This window comes from Christiangramia gaetbulicola, from assembly GCF_003054225.1.
GTDB lineage: Bacteria > Bacteroidota > Bacteroidia > Flavobacteriales > Flavobacteriaceae > Christiangramia > Christiangramia gaetbulicola.
In genome coordinates, this window is the sequence record NZ_QBKQ01000003.1 from 590,846 (window position 1) to 609,110 (window position 18,265).

The window sequence follows — 18,265 nt, forward strand, 5'->3', positions numbered from 1 at the left end:
TTTGTGGCTGCAAAGATATTTATTCTGTTTTACTTTTGTCCTTGAAAAGGCCAGCTTTTTTGAAGAGTTTCTTGATTGGCGCTATAAAATTATCAAAAACAAATAGACCCTGATCTGTGGTTGCCCTATAGGTTAAATAAACTCCTAATGGTAGCATAATCCAGGTAGATAACCAGGTCGCTATAAATGGGGGTATAGTCCCGTTCTCTGCAGAGTTCTTGGCGAAAATTCCTATAAAGTGATAGGTGAGGAATAACAGTATCGCCACGACTATAGGAAGTCCCATACCTCCTTTCCTAATGATCGCTCCTAGAGGTGCTCCCACAAAGAAAAGTACAATACAGGCAATTGCAAGGGCATATTTTTCGTGAAGGGCGATCTCAAATTTGTTGATCTGCTTGATGCTTACCTTGAATTCCTGTTCTTTCATGCCTAGGTGAGCAAGGGAAGAATTCACAGAACCAAGGGCCAAATTGGCGATCTGAGCGCCATCATAAGTATCATAATAAGATAACAGCCCTTCTTCCTGGTTAAAAACCGTATCCTTTCTTTTATAATTCAAATGTAGATTCTTAAAACCACTCCTGGTATACATGGAGTTCCTGAACTCGGCCATCTTTTTGTTATAGGCGACCGAAAAGGAATCTATACTTTCATCGAGCTCAGAGATCTTAAGCATTCCATGAGCAGAATTATAGGTCTCATCCTCCAGATCTACATTGTTGAAATCTGAAAGATCTATATTGATCACGTACCTGTCGAAATAGCTTTTGGTGAAAGGCTTACGCTTTCGTTTTTTATAATCACTGGGTTCAACTTCATCGTAGTAATTACCCTCTTTCAGAATAAGGGACAGTACGTCTGAATCTGTGCTTCCCACCAATTCTCCTTCTTTGGCTTTGATTACAGTGTTATTTCCACCAGTACTTTTTTTCTGGTGAATGATCACATCTGTAAGATACTGGTCGTTCTCACCGCTTTTTTCATCTACCTTGATGTTGAAAGTTCCAATGTCATTAAAGATACCTTCTGAAATCGCCATGGCCGGTTTGAGCTGGGCGATATTTTTCCGAAGGTTTATAGATTTAAATTCCGCTGCCGGAATCACATTATTGGCAAAGAAGAAGGCTATAAGACTAATAAAAACTATAAAAACCGTTAAGCTACGCATAGCCCGGCCCAGGGAAATCCCTGAGGATTTCATCGCTGCAAACTCGTAATTTTCGGCAAAAGCACCAAAGGTCATTATCGAAGTAAGCAGGATGGTGAGCGGTAATACCAGTGGCACCAGTTTCGGGGAGAAGTACAACAAGAATTTAAAGATGACTTCTGCATCCAGGTCTTTACCAGCAAGTTCACCTATGTATAACCAGATCGTCTGGAGAACAAAGATGAACATGAGGATTATAAAGACCGAAAAAAATGTTTTTAAAAAACTGGTTAGTATGTACCGGTCGAGTATTTTCAATTTAGTCTAATCTGTTGATGTAATAATCACTGTATCGCGATTCGTTAAAGGTAAACAGATTTTGCGCCAGTGGCTGATCTGTCTTGAAGCTTTTTACAGTAATGGTCACTTTAGTACCATTTTCCTGGGTCTGGATCAGGTTATAAATATGCTTGGTCTGGCTGTCTATACCCAAAAGGATATTCTTGATCTCTGCATTGCTGTCTTTTGGAGTAAGCTTAACATACTGTATCTCACGTCCTTTTACGTTTTGAGTGATGTCCATTTCATAGTTGTAGCCTTCTTCATAAAAACTGAACATCTTAGAAGGTGTAATGCTATTACTATCTTCCTCTACATAATTTGAAATGTTGATCTCCTCATCTTCAGGAATAATGGTATAGATCTTTTTTCCGTCGAACATTTGGGTAGTACCCATAAGATTCAAAACATATTTTTCTCCTTTGATACTAACATCTCCTCTTGTTTCCTGACTAACATTTTCGGCTTTGTTCTCCAGCGCGTACTTAAATTCGATGACCATATTGTCATAGTTCTTCACCTTGGAAGAAACTTCGTTAAGTAATTTTTCTGCTTTTGGAGAATTCTGTGCCTGAGCATTAAAAGTGAAAATTGCTGCCAGGATAAATACTAATTTTTTCATTTTGATTTTTTAATTGTCTGGTTCATTTAATAGCTGATCTAATGCTGCAAGATCTGTAATTAAAACCTGTCTGGCCTTGCTTCCTTCAAAAGGACCAACAATGCCTGCGGCTTCCAGTTGATCTATAATTCTACCTGCACGGTTGTAGCCAAGTTTCAATTTTCTCTGAAGTAATGAAGCCGATCCTTGCTGGGCGGTTACGATCACTTCTGCAGCTTCGCGGAATAGCTTGTCCCGCTCGCTCACATCTATATCAACTCCTGTGCCACTTTCCTCACTTTCATAGGCTGGTAACTGGTGCGCATCTGGATAAGCTTTTTGTGAACCTATGAATTCTGTTATTTTGTCAACTTCCGGGGTATCTACAAAAGCACACTGCAGTCGTTTTAATTCATTACCCTGGGTGAAAAGCATATCACCGCGCCCAATTAACTGGTCTGCTCCCTGGTTGTCCAGAATGGTCCTGGAATCTATTTTTGAAGTTACTCTAAAGGCAACCCGGGCCGGGAAGTTAGCTTTAATGATACCGGTAATTACGTTAACCGAAGGTCTTTGTGTTGCAATGATAAGGTGGATACCAATCGCACGAGCCAGCTGGGCCAAACGGGCAATAGGTGTTTCTACTTCTTTTCCTGCGGTCATGATAAGATCTGCAAACTCATCTACTACCAGAACAATATATGGCAGGAACTTATGACCGTCATTCGGATTAAGCTTCCTTGCCTTGAACTTGGTGTTGTATTCCTTGATGTTACGACACATGGCATTTTTCAGCAGTTCGTAACGATCATCCATTTCAATACAAAGTGAATTCAGGGTATTTATCACTTTGGTGTTATCTGTAATAATGGCGTCTCCAGAATCTGGCAATTTAGCCAGGTAATGACGCTCGATCTTATTGAATAAAGTTAGTTCAACCTTTTTAGGATCTACCAGCACAAATTTTACTTCCGCCGGATGTTTGGAGTAGAGCAGGGAAGTAAGGATCGCATTTAATCCTACAGATTTACCCTGTCCTGTAGCACCTGCCATTAACATATGCGGCATTTTCGCCAGGTCTACTACAAAAGTCTCATTAGAAATAGTTTTTCCAAGCGCCAGAGGTAATTCCATTTCGGCATTCTGGAATTTCGCTGAAGCGATCACAGAACGCATAGAAACAATGCTGGCGTTTTTATTGGGAACCTCGATACCAATGGTTCCTCTTCCTGGGATAGGAGCGATTATCCTTATCCCGAGTGCCGATAGCGAAAGTGCGATATCGTCTTCCAGGTTCTTGATCTTGGAGATCCTGATGCCGGCTTCGGGTACAATTTCGTAAAGGGTAACTGTAGGTCCTACGGTCGCCTTGATCTGGGCGATCTCAATTTTATAATTCTTAAGTGTATCTACGATACGGTTTTTGTTCTCTTCCAGTTCCTGCTGGTCTATGGTGATCGACCCACCATAGTCTTTAAGCAGTTCTATGGTTGGGAATTTATAATTCTTTAATTCAAGGGTTGGGTCAAACTCTCCAAAGTCCTTTACCAGCTTGGTGCTAAGATTATCTTCCTCTTCCTCTTCAGGAGCAGCTTCAACCTCCATGGCCACTTCGTCTTCTGGCGGGGTGCTTACCTCCATTTTAGGTGAAGGTTCAGGAGCTTTCTTAGGCTCTGGTTTTTCTTCGGAAAGATCTAAGCTTGGAGTTCTTTCTTCTTCTACTTTGGGCTGGATCACCGTTTCTTTCCAGTCTTTTTCTTCATCGGTTTCAGAAATGGTGGATTTATGCTCCTGCATGGCATCCTGTAATTCCTTTTTGCCAGATTTAAAATAACCTCCGACCATTTCAGGAGTAACCTTCAGGCGTATGGTCACATAGGCTATAAATAGGAATAGCATTAAAAGTGCAGTTCCAAAAAAGCCCAGATAATCCTGAATAAAATCATTGGTTTCAAAACCTATTCGTCCTCCCAGTAAGGCATTCTTTTCAGCAAAAAAGCCAAAAAATACAGATAACCAGATCATTACCAGAACTCCCCAGAACCAGAACTTTCTAAGATTAACACTGTTAAATCCAAAGAAAAGATAGATCCCGCTTAATAAGATCAAAAATGCGATAGAGAAGGAGGCAAGTCCAAATCCTTTATAGATAAAAAAGTCGCTTATCGTAGCTCCAAATTTACTAAGCCAGTTCCTGGCTTCGATCTCGCGGTTGGCAAATTCGTTCAGAACACTTTGGTCTGCCTGCCAGTTAAAAAGAAAAGATATAAATGCGACGATTAAGGCCAGGCCAAAAAGCATTAGGAAACTACCTAAAACCACTTTTTGCTGACGGTCCAGCTTCAGTGAAAAATTACGGGTTTTTTTGGCGGTTTTCTTGGTCTTAGCTTTCTTTTTAGCCATATGTAGGTTGAACGGTTTCGGCAAAAATACAAATTAGCCTTTGCCAAATTAAAGAAAAAAATCCTCAATTTTAAAAGTTATGCATTTTATAGGTTTTACCCTATGAACGAAAACTTTTAATTTCGGAATTTATTATAAACCGTGTTGCTAAAAAATGTAGGGAAAGTAAATAAAGCAGGCGATGATCACCGCGATTAGTGCCGCGATAAAAACAGCGCCGGCGGCGACATCCTTAATATGTCCTATCTTATTATGAAAGTCTGGATGTACAAAATCTGCCATTGCTTCCAGCGCAGTATTCAAACCTTCAGCAGCCATGACCAGGCCAATTGCCAGGAACTGAAAGATCCATTCGTACCTGTTGATCCCAAAAAAAAGACCGGCTATACATACAAGGATCGAAATTACGAATTGAACCTGAATGCTTGGCTCATGCTTAAGCAAAAGCCAGGCACCTTTTATGGCATATCCTCCTCCTCTTATTCTTTTACCGAGGAAACTGTCTTTCATTATAATAAGGTTTTCAGGGCGGCAAGATAATCTGGTTCGTCTTCGATCTTTGGAACCTGTTGTGAATGGATCACATGGCCGTTTTCATCTAATACCAGAACTGCTCTGGACAGCAGCCCTTCAAAAGCGCCATCCATCATTTCAACTCCATAGTCCTTACCGAAATTTCTATCTCTGAAATCTGAAAGGTTTACCACCTTGTCTAATCCTTCGTCGCTCACAAATCTTTGCTGAGCGAAAGGAAGATCACGAGAGATACACAAAACTACAGTATTTTTCAATTCTGCGGCTTTCTTGTTGAAGTTTCGAACAGAAGTTGCGCAAACACCGGTATCTACACTCGGAAAAATATTCATGATCACTCGCTTGCCTTTGAAATCTTCAAGGGTGCCTATGCTAAGATCTGCTTTAATAAGTTCAAAATGAGGTGCTTTTTCATCTAATGCAGGAAGGTTGCCATAGGTCGTCACTAATTCATCTCCAAGTTTAATCTTTGCCATGCTATTTTTTTATTTGGTCTATAAATTTATAAGATTGTCTTTCGGGAATTACTAAAATTATCATAAAACAACAAGGGCTGTTTCCCAATGAAAACAGCCCTTGTGAATTGATTTGTAAGAAAATCTATTTGTCTATAGAACCTAAGACTTTCTTTACAAAGTTATTTGCAGCGTCCCTTTCTGGAACACCATCTTCTATCATTTTGTGAACTTCTACAGCTCCGCAAAGATTGGTAAGCAATTCACCAATTACGTCCATTTCTTCTTCAGAAACTGAACGGTGCTCGGTGAAATTTTCAAGAACTTCAATTGTGTTCTCAAGCTTTTCAACCTCATTGTTCTTCTGCAGATGTCTAATTACTGGTAACTTCATCAACTAAGTTTTTTAACTGGTCAAACTTATTTGTCTGAACCTGATTCTTAAAACTTCCATTTTTGAATGTGGCGAAGGTTGGAAGGTTATCCACTTTCGCAAGTTTTCTTGATTCCGGAAACTTTTCGGCATCAACAAATACGAATTGTGCATCTTCATTTTCTGAAGCCAGTTTCTTGAATTTCGGCTTCATTAATCGACAGTTACCACACCATCCGGCCATATACTGAACCACAACGGTATCATTGCTGCTAATTACTTCGCTTAAGTTATCCTGATCTAATTCCTTAATCATAGCAATTTTTTTAGATTCTTAATTTAAGCTCTTTTCTTTTCTTAGTTTAAACTAAGGTAAGATGCAACACCTTCTCTATCGGCATTCATAGCTTCTTTACCTTCTTCCCAGTTTGCAGGACAAACTTCTCCTTTTTCCTGTACGTGGGTATAAGCATCGATCAATCTAAGGAATTCGTTCACGTTTCTACCAAGTGGCATATGGTTTATTCCTTCATGGAATACAGTTCCTTCTTCATCTATAAGGTAAGTAGCTCTGTAAGTTACATTATCACCTTCCAGAGTTACCGCTCCTGTTTCTTCATCGTAGGTTTCGCTCATGATATCAAGGATATCTAGTCTAGAACTCAGATTGCGGTTAGAGTCTGCAAGGATTGGGTATGTTACACCTTCAATACCACCGTTATCTTTTGGGGTATTTAACCATGCAAAATGTACTTCAGGAGTATCGCAAGATGCTCCGATCACCATAACATTTCTCTTTTCAAATTCTTCCATAGCATTTTGAAAAGCATGTAGTTCTGTAGGGCAAACAAAGGTGAAATCTTTCGGGTACCAGAAAAGCAATACTTTCTTATTGTTTTTCTGAGCTTCTTCCAAAACGTTTAATTTGAAAGTATCTCCCATTTCGTTCATAGCGTCTACGCTAAGATTTGGAAATTTTTTTCCTACTAAAGCCATATAATTTTATTGTTTTTAATTAAACTTTCTTCTTTTTCTACGGCACAAATTTAGGAACTAAGACTGCTTTATAAAGCTTGAAAAATTTTAAAATTTTATTGTTTAATAGGGTTTGTCTATGATTATATATAATCGCAATAGCGTGCCTCTATAATTGTCAAATTATCAGGAATTTAACCTTAGAACAGCAGAAATAGCAAGGATTATTTTTCGGTAAGCATTTTAATTTTTATTCCTACCGCCGCGAATAATAATGTCATAAACGGGCTCAGGTAATTAAAAAAGGCATAGCCGGCATAAGAAAGAACCGGTACTCCCAGAACTCCACTATGATAAGCACCACAGGTATTCCACGGAACCAGTACTGAAGTTACTGTTCCAGAATCTTCTAAACTACGGCTTAAGTTCTCCGGGGCAAGTCCTTTGTTTTTATAAGCTTTGGCAAACATTTTGCCGGGAACCACGATGGCCAGGTATTGATCTGAAGCGGTTACGTTCAAAGCCAGGCAGCTAAATACCGTACTGGCAAATAGACCGAATGTCGTATGGAACATATTAAGTAAAGCCTTACTGATCCTAGCCAGGGCGCCAATAGCTTCCATAATTCCTCCAAAGACCATCGCACAGATAATAAGCCATATTGTTCCTAGCATTCCTGCCATTCCGCTTGATGCGAAAAGATCGTTCAGTGCTTCAGAATCTGTTTCTACCGCTGTATCGACGGTGATAGCATTCATAATTCCTTTATACCCGCTAATGAAATTGAGGTTCTCCATTCCGCTTACGGCTAGAACGATATCTGGTTGGGCTATAAGTGCAGCTACAGCACCTAATAAAGTCCCGATTAGTAGCGCGATCAAAGGTGATGTTTTCTTTACGATCAATACGATCACAATAACAGGAACCAGGAATAACCATGGGCTGATGTTGAAAGAAGCCTCGATAGAATTCAATATAGAAGTAGTATCCGTAGAGCCACTGGTATCCAGGTTCAATCCTATGATGATAAAAGCTATTATGGTAATTGTAATGGTAGGTACAGTGGTTAGGGCCATATACCTTATATGGGTAAAAAGATCTGTTCCTGCCATCGCTGGAGCCAGGTTGGTAGTATCACTTAATGGCGACATTTTATCTCCGAAATAAGCTCCGGAAAGGATAGCTCCTGCCGTCATACCAAGAGAAATTCCCAGGGCATCGGCAATCCCGATCAGGGCGATACCAACCGTAGCGGAGGTCGTCCAGCTACTTCCGGTTGCCAGGGAGATCACAGAACATATAATTACACATGCTGCGAGAAAGATCGTAGGATTCAAAATTTGGAGTCCGTAATAGATCATGGTCGGGATAATACCGCTTATAAGCCAGGTTCCGGCAAGCGCTCCAACCATTAATAATATAAGAATGGCGCCAGCGGTACTCTGAATGTTCTTGGCGACCTCGTCTATCATATAGTCGAATTCCACTTTATTGAAATAACCAACGATAGCGGCAACACCACCTCCAAGAAGCAGGATGAATTGATTAGAACCACTTAGGGCATCATCTCCAAAAACAAAAACGTTAAAGGCGAGCATGGCAATAAGTGCGAATACTGGAATTAATGCTTCCCAGATATTCAACTCTTTATTCTCAATTACTGCTTCATTTTCTGGCTTCTCGGTAGAGTTTTCCATTCAGGTTAAGGGCTTTATTTGCGGTAAAAATAAAGCCTCACGGTATACCTGAATATCATCAGATTTACCGTGAGGCTTAGAATTTTAAAACCGGTCGTTAATATAGATCATTTTTTTTCTGATCGTAATTTTACGACTTTCGGCTTAATCCTGCAAAATTTTAGGCCATTTCAGTATCCATCACCCCAACTTTGGTCATACATTCTTTCATCATTTCATAAGTTCTTGCAATATCGTTATCAAGACCAATAGAAAAACGGATCAACCCATCACTTAATCCCATTTCCTTTTGCTCTTCAATTGGGATTTCTGAAGAAGTTGAAGTTCCCGGCGCACTGAATAAAGTTTTGTAGAATCCTAAACTAACCGCGAGGTAGCCCAGGTTGCGCTCCTGCATTAGCTCCATAAGCTCATTCGCTTTATCCAGCGAACCAACATCTATGGTCAGCATTCCACCAAAGCCATAACTTTCATTCATCATTTTACGGAAAGTCTCATGTCCCGGGTGAGATTTAAGACCAGGATAAACGGTTTTAAATCCGTCTTCCTGGAATTTATGAGCCAGGTACATGGCGTTATGACTGTGTTGTTTCATTCGAATATGCAGGGTTCTGAGATTCTTAAGAATGGAAGCCGCTCTCAGGCTATCCATAGTTGGTCCCAGCAACATCGCAGCACCGTCATTCACGTTACGCAGGTCGTTGATGAATTCCTTAGTTCCGCAAACAACTCCACCCACAGTATCACTACTACCATTAATAAACTTGGTAAGACTATGAATAACCACATCTGCTCCTAATTTAGCCGGGCTAATTGAAAGCGGAGAGAAGGTATTATCTACTACCAGTTTAAGTTTGTGCACTTTGGTGATATTCGATAAAGCCTCCAGATCTGCAACCTCCAGTAACGGATTGCTTACAGATTCACAGTAGATAAGCTTTGTGTTTTTTTGTATTGCTTCATTAACCAGAAGCGGATTGGTGATGTCCACAAAAGTTGTTTCTATCCCGAACTTCGGAGCGAAATTCTTAAGAAAAGCATAGGTGCCCCCATAAATGGTTCTGCTGCAAACAATATGATCCCCGGCATTGCATAACTGCATTAATACAGAAGTGATCGCGCCCATTCCAGAAGCGGCAACATTTGCTGCTTCGGTTCCTTCCATTGCGGCAAGAGCTTCACCAAGATAAAGATTTGAAGGAGAGGAATGTCTTGAGTATAAGTAACAACCTTCAGCATTTCCTTCAAATGTATCGAACATCGTTTTGGCTGAAAGGAAGGTATAAGTTGATGAATCGGAAATTGAAGGATTTACTCCTCCAAATTCTCCAAAGTATTGTAGATCCTGAATACGGTCTGCCGGTTTATATTTCATGATGAGTCATTTTATACTATCAAAATTGGTTAGAATATGTACTAAAAACAATGATTCTTATCATATTCAGAAAATAAATCTATGGTTAGTCTTAATTTCAGTTTTAAAATCTATATTTAATTGAAAACTGAGTGACTTTCTGAAAATTTGTAAGAATATGAAAATTGATGAAATAGATAAAAGGATCCTGAGGCATCTCCAGCAGGATAGTAAAAAGACCAATAAAGAGATAGCAAATGATCTGGGACTTTCGGTAACCGCAGTATATGAAAGGATAAGGAAACTGGAAAGGGAAGGGATTATTTCGAAATATGTAGCCTTGCTGAATCCCGAAAAGATCGAAAAAGGATTTATGGTGCTATGCCAGATCAAACTCATTCAGCATAAAAAAGATTTCTTGACTAAATTTGAAAAGGAGATCACCAGCCTCCCTGAAGTTATCGAATGTCTACACGTTAGTGGTGATTACGATTATATACTAAAAGTGCTGGTAAAGGATATGGATGCCTACCGGGAATTCATGGTTACCAAGCTCACCAGCCTTGACCATATTGGGAGCACCAAAAGTATTTTTACGATCAATAAAGTAAAGCAAAGTACGGTGATTAGTTTGTAGGAATTAAGACGATTCAACTATTTCAAAATGTCGGAATAAGAAAATTATAAATAAGAACTCTGCGAATCCTCTAGTCAGTAAAAAATCACCAAACTATTTTCATCGCTATTTTTCCGACCAAATTCTTGCCGTGATTTCTAAATAGCCTTAACCGTAATTTTATTCTTGTTTCTAAAGGAAGGGACCGCCTTCGATTCTTTTTCCATTGATCCTATCCAGGTATCAAAGTACCATAATAATTGAAACTCTTCTGCTTTTTTGAACAGACTCTTTCCTCCGTGAAAACTATTAATTCCGGGATTAATGGAAAATTAAACCAGTAAGACGATAAAAAGCTGTATATTAAGAAAGTAGTAGTAATTACCTTATAAGGACGCATAATTTCATGGTATGCGACGTCCCCTCCCTTCCAAATCCATAAAATAACATTTAAAGCATTAATAATTTGTTTTTCGTATGATCGAACAGAAAAGCCAGTCAGAAGAACTACTGGAAAGAAGAAAGAATATAGTAGCCAACGGAGTTGGAGTTTTTAATACAGCCACAGTAAAAGAAGCAAAAGGAGCAATAATCACAGATGTAGATGGCCGGAAACTTATAGATTTCGCCGGTGGCATAGGAGTAGTAAATGCAGGCCATTGTCCTGAGCCGGTAGTTGAAGCTATTCGGGAACAGGCAGGGAAATACCTGCACACCAGCTTTAATGTGGTGACTTATGAGCCTTATATTAAACTCTGTGAAGAGTTGGCAGAAATACTTCCACATGGTGAGAAAACTAAAGCCATGCTTATTAGTACCGGGGCTGAAGCCGTAGAAAATGCGATCAAGATTGCTAGGCAGGCTACTAAAAGACCGGCGGTATTATGTTATACAGAAGCTTATCATGGCCGTACCCTTATGGCGATGAGTCTTACGAGTAAGGTGAATTATAAGTTTTCTTCGGGACCCTTCGCTCCTGAAGTTTACCGTATTCCTTTTCCTAATTTCTATAAATACAGTGGGACACAGGACATGGATGATTTTGTCGAAACTGAGCTAAACCGCCTCCGGGATAGCGCCCATAGCATAGTTGATATTAATAGTGTAGCTGCGATCATTATAGAGCCTATCCAGGGAGAGGGAGGTTTTAATCCTGTACCTCAGAAATACCTGGAAGGTCTGCGAGCATTTTGTGATGAATATGGCGTGCTGTTGATAATGGATGAGATCCAGAGTGGCTTTTGCCGAACCGGGCAGTGGGCAAGCTGGCAACATTATAATGTACAGCCAGATATAAGTACGTACGCCAAGTCCCTTGGTTCTGGTTTACCCATAGCTGCAGTTCTTGGTAAGGCAGAAATTATGGATGCGGCTGGACCGGGTACTATTGGCGGAACCTATATTGGAAGTCCCGTTTGTTGTGCTGCAGCCCTTGCCACGATTCAGTATATGAAAGATCTGAATCTTAACGAAAAAGCGATTCATATTGGAAAAATCGTCACTGATAGAATGAAAAAACTTCAGAAGGAGTTTTCTGATATAGGTGATGTAAGAGGGGTTGGAGCAATGATAGGAATTGAGTTCGTCAAGGATAACGACCCAGGAAAACCTAACGGAGAACTTTGCGATAAAATAGTAAAAGGTTGCGCCGCCGAAGGTTTAGTGCTTTTAAGTGCGGGAACCTTTAAAAATGTGATAAGGATACTTTCTCCCCTTGTAATTTCAGACGAGCATCTAAATCAAGGTCTCGATATTCTGGAAGATCAGATCAGAAAAAATATAGGATAGGTACACTGGAATGAGTCAATTCTGAAAAAGAATGACGAAAAATTCTGTGTGCAGAAAGCTCATTCAGTTTAAACCCATTAACCATTTAAAATAATAATTATAAGTAATGAATCCATTCGCAATTGCAGGAATACAAATGAAAGTCTCAGCGGTCGCTCCCAATGTGGAGATGATGAAGCTGAAACTTGATATTACCATGAGCCTTTATCCATGGGTAGATATGGTAGTATTTAGTGAGTTATGCGGGTATGGTCCATTAACCCATACCGCGCAGGAAATACCTGGAGATTTTGAACAGGAAATGTGCAAAATGGCCAGAAAACATAAGATCTGGTTATTGCCGGGTTCTATTTTTGAAAAATCTGAAGGTAAGATCTACAACACAGCCACGGTAATAAATCCCGATGGAGAAGTAGTTACGAGATATAGAAAAATGTTTCCTTTTTATCCCTATGAAGTAGGGGTAACTCCCGGATCAGAATTTTGTGTATTTGACGTACCGGGTGTTGCGAAATTTGGTTTATCCATCTGTTACGATATGTGGTTTCCTGAAACCGTGCGTACCCTAACAGTTATGGGAGCAGAGGTAATTCTGCATCCAACGATGACGGGGACCATAGACAGAGAAATTGAATTATCTATAGTCAGGGCCATGGCAGCGGTTAATCAATGCTACTTTTTTGACGTAAACGGATTGGAATCGGGTGGAAGCGGTAGATCTATAGTATGCGGTCCAGATGGACGTGTGATCTATCAGGCAGAAGGGAATGAAGAAATTTTTCCGCTGGAATTAAATATAGACAGAGTAAGAAGAAGCAGGGAGCTTGGAATACTTAGACTAGGCCAACCCTTAAAAAGTTTCAGGGATCACATTGGCCAGTTCGGCATCTATCAACAAGGTGCGCAATTACCTTATCTCAATTCACTGGGGCCACTTATAAAGCCAACCAAACTCGACACCCTGTCAAAATTAAAAATGCAGGAAAATGAATATGAACCACCTGCAAATCCTACAGGTTATAAAGGCTTTAACGAACTATAAAATAAGAAAACTATGGGCGGAACTACATCAAAGAGAAAAAAGAAAGAAACCAATAAAGGCATTATAAGCTGGTTTGAGATCCCGGCTATAAATTTTCAGCAATCTGTTGATTTCTACAATCAGATCTTCGGAATTGATATGGAAAAGAACTTTGATGATAATTATGCCATGGCTTTTTTTCCAGTTGATAACGGTATAGGAGGGGCCATCGTAAAAGGTCCAGGCTCCACGCCAAGTGACACAGGACCACTGTTATATTTAAATGCAGGGCAAGATCTAAATACTATTCTGAAAAGGGTGGAACCTGCAGGAGGAAGGATCGTAATGACGAAAACACTCATTAATGAAGAGTCTGGTTTCTTTGCCATTTTCATTGATTCTGAAGGAAATAAACTGGCCCTACATTCAAACAAATAAAATTTATGCAAGAAAATAAACCGGATAGTTCATATCATTATAATGTCGCCCAACTTCGGCTGGAGTCCTGGAATAATTTAAAGAATGAATCCACAAAACTGGAAAAATGTAACCGCGGTTCTTCAGACGAAAAAAAGCTACAGAACAATCTTCGTCGTTTATTAAACGACATAGAGGTTATTGAGAGCTATTTTGCATTTCCTGGCATTTTACGTTTGCGCACACTGAATGAAATGCTGGAAAGGCAGGAACATACTGCTCTTACCAATAAGATAGCCGAAATTACCAAACATCTGGTAAGCGACAGGTACAGGAGCAATCCAGATTTGATGGAAGATGAAGACCAGGGTGTGGAGATCTCTGATAGAGGAGAATATCCCGAAGCTGTTAAAAAGAACTATTTTGAGGTTTTATTTGTTGAAGATATTTCACTTCAGGAGGAGTGTAAACTTCGTAACGACCTTAAAGATCTTAGGGGAGCTAACGAACAGTTTAATTACGGCATTGTGGTGCAACGCTCTTTTGAGGATGCATTAATCGCTTTGCACTTTAATTATAACATTCAGGCCGTGGTGGTTCGCTATGCGCCGCCTTATCATTCCAAGAAGTTAACTCCAACTTTAAAACCATTTGTTCAGAAAGTTTTGAACCTCGACCTGGCTTCAAAACCTTCCTCTGAACTGGGGCCGGTACTGGGAGATCTCGTAAAAAAGTTCAGACCAGAATTAGATACTTATTATGTTACCGATACAGCTCTGGGAAAACTTAAGGACACAACCTTAAAAAGTTTCAGGAGAATTTTCTACCGTACAGAAGATCTCCAGGAATTACATCTTACCATATTACGCGGAATTAGTGAGCGTTATGAAACCCCATTCTTTTCAGCATTAAAGGAGTACAGTAAAAAACCAACCGGTATATTTCATGCGATGCCTATTTCAAGGGGGAATTCGGTTTTTAAGTCAAGGTGGATCAATGATTTCGGTAATTTCTACGGAAGAAATATGTTCCTGGCCGAAACTTCTTCCACTACGGGTGGGCTGGATTCCTTACTGCAGCCAACCGGATCTTTGAAGAAAGCACAGAAAATGGCCAGCGATGCCTATGGCTCGTTGAATACCTTTTTTGTGACCAATGGAACTTCAACAGCAAACAAGATCGTAGTTCAGGCACTGGTAAAACCTGGGGATGTGATCCTGATTGACCGGGACTGCCATAAATCACATCACTACGGACTGGTCCTTTCCGGAGCCTATCCCGTTTATCTGGATTCTTATCCTATAGAGGAATATTCAATGTATGGAGCGGTGCCACTGGAACAGATTAAAGAAAAACTGCTTCGTTTAAAAAAGGAAGGCAGACTGGACCTGGTAAAAATGTTATTGCTAACCAATTGCACCTTTGATGGCCTTGTTTACAACGTTGAAAAAGTAATGCAGGAAATTCTGGCCATTAAGCCAGATATGGTCTTTTTATGGGATGAGGCATGGTTCGCTTTTGCAGGCTTCACTTACAATTATAAGCAAAGAACAGGAATGTTCGTAGCCAAGAAACTTTATGAAAAATACAATAGCAGCGCCTATAGGGAAGAATATGAAGAACATGTAAAAAACCTGAAGAAGGATGAGATCACGAGACTGCCAGATCCAGATAAAGTAAGGATCAGGGTATATTCAACCCAGAGTACGCACAAAACTTTGAGTAGCTTCCGCCAGGGTTCCATGATACATATCTGGGACGAAGATTTCAGAAGAAAGAGTGAAAATACCTTTATGGAAGCATATATGACGCATACTTCCACCTCACCTAATTATCAAATGCTGGCTTCATTAGACGTTGGCAGAAGACAAGTTCAGTTTGAAGGCTATGAGCTTGTGGAGAAAAGTATAGAGATGGCCATGGTGCTTCGTGCAAAAATAAATGACCATCCAAGACTTAATAAATATTTTGATGTGCTCACCGTAAGTGATTTTATTCCTGCTGAACTTCGTAAATCAGGTCTATCTGAATACTATAGCTCAAAAGAGGGCTGGAACAGGATGGAAACAGCCTGGGAAAAGGATGAATTTGTACTTGATCCTACTAAGATCACGCTGCATATTGGACGTACCGGGGTTGACGGCGATACCTTCAAGAACAAATATTTGATGGATAAATTCAATATCCAGATCAATAAAACCTCAAGGAATACGGTGCTGTTTATGACCAATATCGGTACTACCCGGGGAAGTGTTACCTACCTTACCAATGCGCTGCTCAAGATAGCAGATGAACTGGATAAGGAGTTGCTTTCCCTGAGTTCAAAAGAAAGTAAAATTCGGGAGGAGAAGATATATTCTTTAACCAAAGATTTTCCGCCATTACCTGATTTTAGTTATTTCCATAATTCGTTCCAGGCGGTACCGGGAGTTCCCGGAGGAAACATCAGGGAAGCCTTTTTTCTGGCTTACAATGAAGAAAACTATGAATATATGCCTCTTGAAGAGTGTCTGCCTGCAATGGAAAACGACAGAATTCTGGTAGCATCATCTTTTATTATTCCTTATCCACCTGGATTTCCAGTGCTTGTTCCTGGCCAGGTAGTTAGTAAAGAGATCATTAGATTTTTAACGGCATTAGATGTGTCAGAAATTCACGGTTATCGTGCCGATCTGGGATTGAGAATTTTTAAGGAAAATGTGCTGAACCGGCAAAAAACCGTGACCTCCATGGGAGCGATGGGAAATAATAAAAAGAAGAAATTAATTAAATAATAAAGCATTATGGATAATAAGAAACCAAAAACAACTAAAGATAAAAAGACCAAATCTGCAATTAAAACAGGTTCAGACAGAACTAAAATTCCTATCCGGGGGAAGTCTGATAATTCTAAAAAGCAAGCTCCGAAAGCTAAACCCCAACCTGCGGCGAAAAAATCGAGAGCCAAAGCTAAAACTGCAGCTTCCAAGGAAAAGGACACTAAAAAAACTATAAAAAAAGCTGTTTCGAAGAAGTCTGAATTAAATGGAGTTTCAGATATCAGAAGGTCTTTTCATAAGAACGAGGAACCTCTGTATTTTATCAGCGCCACCAATTTTAATCTGTTAGGAGCAGATGAATGGATCAAAGGTTTCAAATTCATTACTTATATCGAATGTTTTGACGGTTTGCATCCAAATGTATTTTCTCCAAAACAGGAAATTCCTCATGATGATTTTGAAGGAATAGAAGATATCAACAACTATTTGCTTCAGCATCCTGAAGTACAGGACTATCTAAAGACCAGATCTGTAGATGGAAGGCCGGGAAAAGCAATGTTTCTTATGTTCAATGAAGAAACAGAAAGACTTGCTGAGAAACTAGGCCTGGAGATCATGTTCCCAAGTGCCGAAATGAGAACTTTCCTTGATAATAAGGTAAATACTAATAGAATTGCTGAGAGAGCAGGAGTTTCCTGTGTTCCTTATGTACTTTCAAAAGTGAATGATTATGGACACCTTCAGGAAGTATCCAAAGAACTAGGGGAAAAACTCGTAATCCAAACACCTTTTGGGGATTCAGGGCATACTACTTTCTTTATTTCCAATGAGGAAGAATATCAAAAATACGCCGAGGAGATCGAGTCCGAAGATGAGGTAAAGATCATGAAACGTATTCGTTGCAGAGGTTCTGCAATTGAAGCTTGTGTAACCCGTCACGGAACTATCGTAGCCCCGCTAATGACCGAATTGGTGGGCTTTGAAGAACTAACTCCTTATGAAGGTGGTTGGTGTGGAAACGAGATCTATCCCAACGCTTTTACCCCTGAACTAAGGCAGAAGGCAATCGAGAATACCCAGTTATTTGGAGATCAGTTACGTAAAGAAGGTTACAAAGGGTATTTTGAGCTTGATTTTTTAATAGATCAGGATAACGGTGAAATTTACCTGGGTGAACTTAATCCAAGGGTGACCGGAGCGAGTTCTATTACCAACCATGCGGTATTTGCCCTTGCAGATGCGCCATTATTCGTTTTTCATATTCTGGAATGGATGGATATTGAATATGATCTGGACATAGCTGCGATCAACAAGCGCTGGTCCAATCAGGAAAATCTTGATGGCTGGAGCCAGTTAATAGTAAAACATACAGAGGATACTGTAGAGTATGTAACCGGAGCACCAAAATCAGGGATATGGAGAATGTATGATACCGGTCATATCCAGTATGATAGAATGGATACACACCGTAGAGCTGTGGAAAATGAAAATGAAGCATTCTTTTTAAGGATTTCCAAAAAAGGAGATTACCTGTATGAAGGAGCCGATATGGGAATTCTGGTAACCAGAGGTCGAATGATGACAGATGATTTTAAACTGAATAACAGAGCCAAGCACTGGATAAAAGCGATACGTTCACAGTATACATCTGAAATGGTAGAGGATAAGAAGAAGCCTAACCTGTCTGGAACTTTAACTAAATAAAATTTTTATTTAACAGCTAACACAAATAAAAGGAACTACTTTGCTCCACTTGTTTTTAGATTAAAATAAGAGTAAAAAC

16 protein-coding genes are annotated in these 18,265 nt (G+C 39.8%); 6 read left to right on the forward strand and 10 right to left on the reverse strand.

Annotated elements, in window-relative coordinates:
• Positions 1-19 precede the first annotated feature (19 nt).
• The 10 genes from C8P64_RS14280 to C8P64_RS14325 all read right to left on the reverse strand — a co-directional run bounded on the left by C8P64_RS14280 (position 20) and on the right by C8P64_RS14325 (position 9,902).
• Positions 20-1,399 carry an LptF/LptG family permease gene (locus C8P64_RS14280; RefSeq protein WP_245889707.1) on the reverse strand — a complete coding sequence of 460 codons (1,380 nt, stop codon included), beginning with the start codon at positions 1,397-1,399 and terminating at the stop codon, positions 20-22.
• 70 nt (positions 1,400-1,469) lie between these two features.
• Positions 1,470-2,111 (reverse strand): outer membrane lipoprotein periplasmic chaperone LolA1, encoded by a 642-nt coding sequence (lolA1, locus tag C8P64_RS14285; protein WP_108172750.1) that lies wholly within the window; start codon positions 2,109-2,111, stop codon positions 1,470-1,472.
• 9 nt (positions 2,112-2,120) lie between these two features.
• Positions 2,121-4,493, reverse strand: coding sequence for a DNA translocase FtsK 4TM domain-containing protein (locus C8P64_RS14290; protein WP_108172751.1), 2,373 nt, complete (start codon positions 4,491-4,493; stop codon positions 2,121-2,123).
• A 147-nt stretch (positions 4,494-4,640) separates the two neighbouring features.
• The gene (locus C8P64_RS14295) at positions 4,641-5,003 is read right to left on the reverse strand and encodes a diacylglycerol kinase (RefSeq protein ID WP_108172752.1); all 363 of its coding nucleotides are present in this window, start codon (positions 5,001-5,003) and stop codon (positions 4,641-4,643) included.
• The gene (gene tpx / locus C8P64_RS14300) at positions 5,003-5,503 is read right to left on the reverse strand and encodes a thiol peroxidase (protein WP_108172753.1); all 501 of its coding nucleotides are present in this window, start codon (positions 5,501-5,503) and stop codon (positions 5,003-5,005) included. Before tpx ends, C8P64_RS14295 begins: the two co-directional genes overlap by 1 nt.
• A gap of 124 nt (positions 5,504-5,627) precedes the next feature.
• The gene (locus C8P64_RS14305) at positions 5,628-5,876 is read right to left on the reverse strand and encodes a DUF6952 family protein (protein ID WP_108172754.1); all 249 of its coding nucleotides are present in this window, start codon (positions 5,874-5,876) and stop codon (positions 5,628-5,630) included.
• On the reverse strand, positions 5,857-6,171 hold the full coding sequence (locus C8P64_RS14310; protein ID WP_108172755.1) for a thioredoxin family protein: 315 nt from the start codon (positions 6,169-6,171) through the stop codon (positions 5,857-5,859). The genes C8P64_RS14305 and C8P64_RS14310 overlap by 20 nt, the downstream gene beginning before the upstream one ends.
• A 41-nt stretch (positions 6,172-6,212) precedes the next feature.
• Positions 6,213-6,851 (reverse strand): peroxiredoxin, encoded by a 639-nt coding sequence (locus tag C8P64_RS14315; protein WP_108172756.1) that lies wholly within the window; start codon positions 6,849-6,851, stop codon positions 6,213-6,215.
• Between the two features lie 203 nt (positions 6,852-7,054).
• Complete coding sequence (nhaC, locus tag C8P64_RS14320) at positions 7,055-8,527, reverse strand: Na+/H+ antiporter NhaC (protein WP_108172757.1); 1,473 nt, start codon at positions 8,525-8,527, stop codon at positions 7,055-7,057.
• 160 nt (positions 8,528-8,687) lie between these two features.
• Positions 8,688-9,902 carry an aminotransferase class I/II-fold pyridoxal phosphate-dependent enzyme gene (locus C8P64_RS14325; RefSeq protein WP_108172758.1) on the reverse strand — a complete coding sequence of 405 codons (1,215 nt, stop codon included), beginning with the start codon at positions 9,900-9,902 and terminating at the stop codon, positions 8,688-8,690.
• Between the two features lie 157 nt (positions 9,903-10,059).
• On the opposite strand from C8P64_RS14325, the gene C8P64_RS14330 reads away from it, so the two are divergent.
• From C8P64_RS14330 to C8P64_RS14355, 6 genes are all read left to right on the forward strand, one after another.
• Positions 10,060-10,518, forward strand: a complete 459-nt coding sequence (locus tag C8P64_RS14330) for an Lrp/AsnC family transcriptional regulator (RefSeq protein ID WP_108172759.1) — start codon at positions 10,060-10,062, stop codon at positions 10,516-10,518.
• Between the two features lie 456 nt (positions 10,519-10,974).
• Positions 10,975-12,285, forward strand: a complete 1,311-nt coding sequence (locus C8P64_RS14335) for an aspartate aminotransferase family protein (RefSeq protein WP_108172760.1) — start codon at positions 10,975-10,977, stop codon at positions 12,283-12,285.
• A 106-nt stretch (positions 12,286-12,391) separates the two neighbouring features.
• Complete coding sequence (locus C8P64_RS14340; protein ID WP_108172761.1) at positions 12,392-13,327, forward strand: carbon-nitrogen hydrolase family protein; 936 nt, start codon at positions 12,392-12,394, stop codon at positions 13,325-13,327.
• Positions 13,328-13,339: 12 nt separating this feature from the next.
• A complete protein-coding gene (locus C8P64_RS14345; RefSeq protein ID WP_108172762.1) occupies positions 13,340-13,744 on the forward strand; it encodes a VOC family protein in 405 nt (134 codons plus the stop codon).
• Positions 13,745-13,749: 5 nt separating this feature from the next.
• Positions 13,750-16,497, forward strand: a complete 2,748-nt coding sequence (locus tag C8P64_RS14350) for an aminotransferase class I/II-fold pyridoxal phosphate-dependent enzyme (RefSeq protein ID WP_108172763.1) — start codon at positions 13,750-13,752, stop codon at positions 16,495-16,497.
• A 9-nt stretch (positions 16,498-16,506) separates the two neighbouring features.
• The gene (locus C8P64_RS14355; protein WP_108172764.1) at positions 16,507-18,186 is read left to right on the forward strand and encodes a biotin carboxylase; all 1,680 of its coding nucleotides are present in this window, start codon (positions 16,507-16,509) and stop codon (positions 18,184-18,186) included.
• Positions 18,187-18,265: the final 79 nt, after the last annotated feature.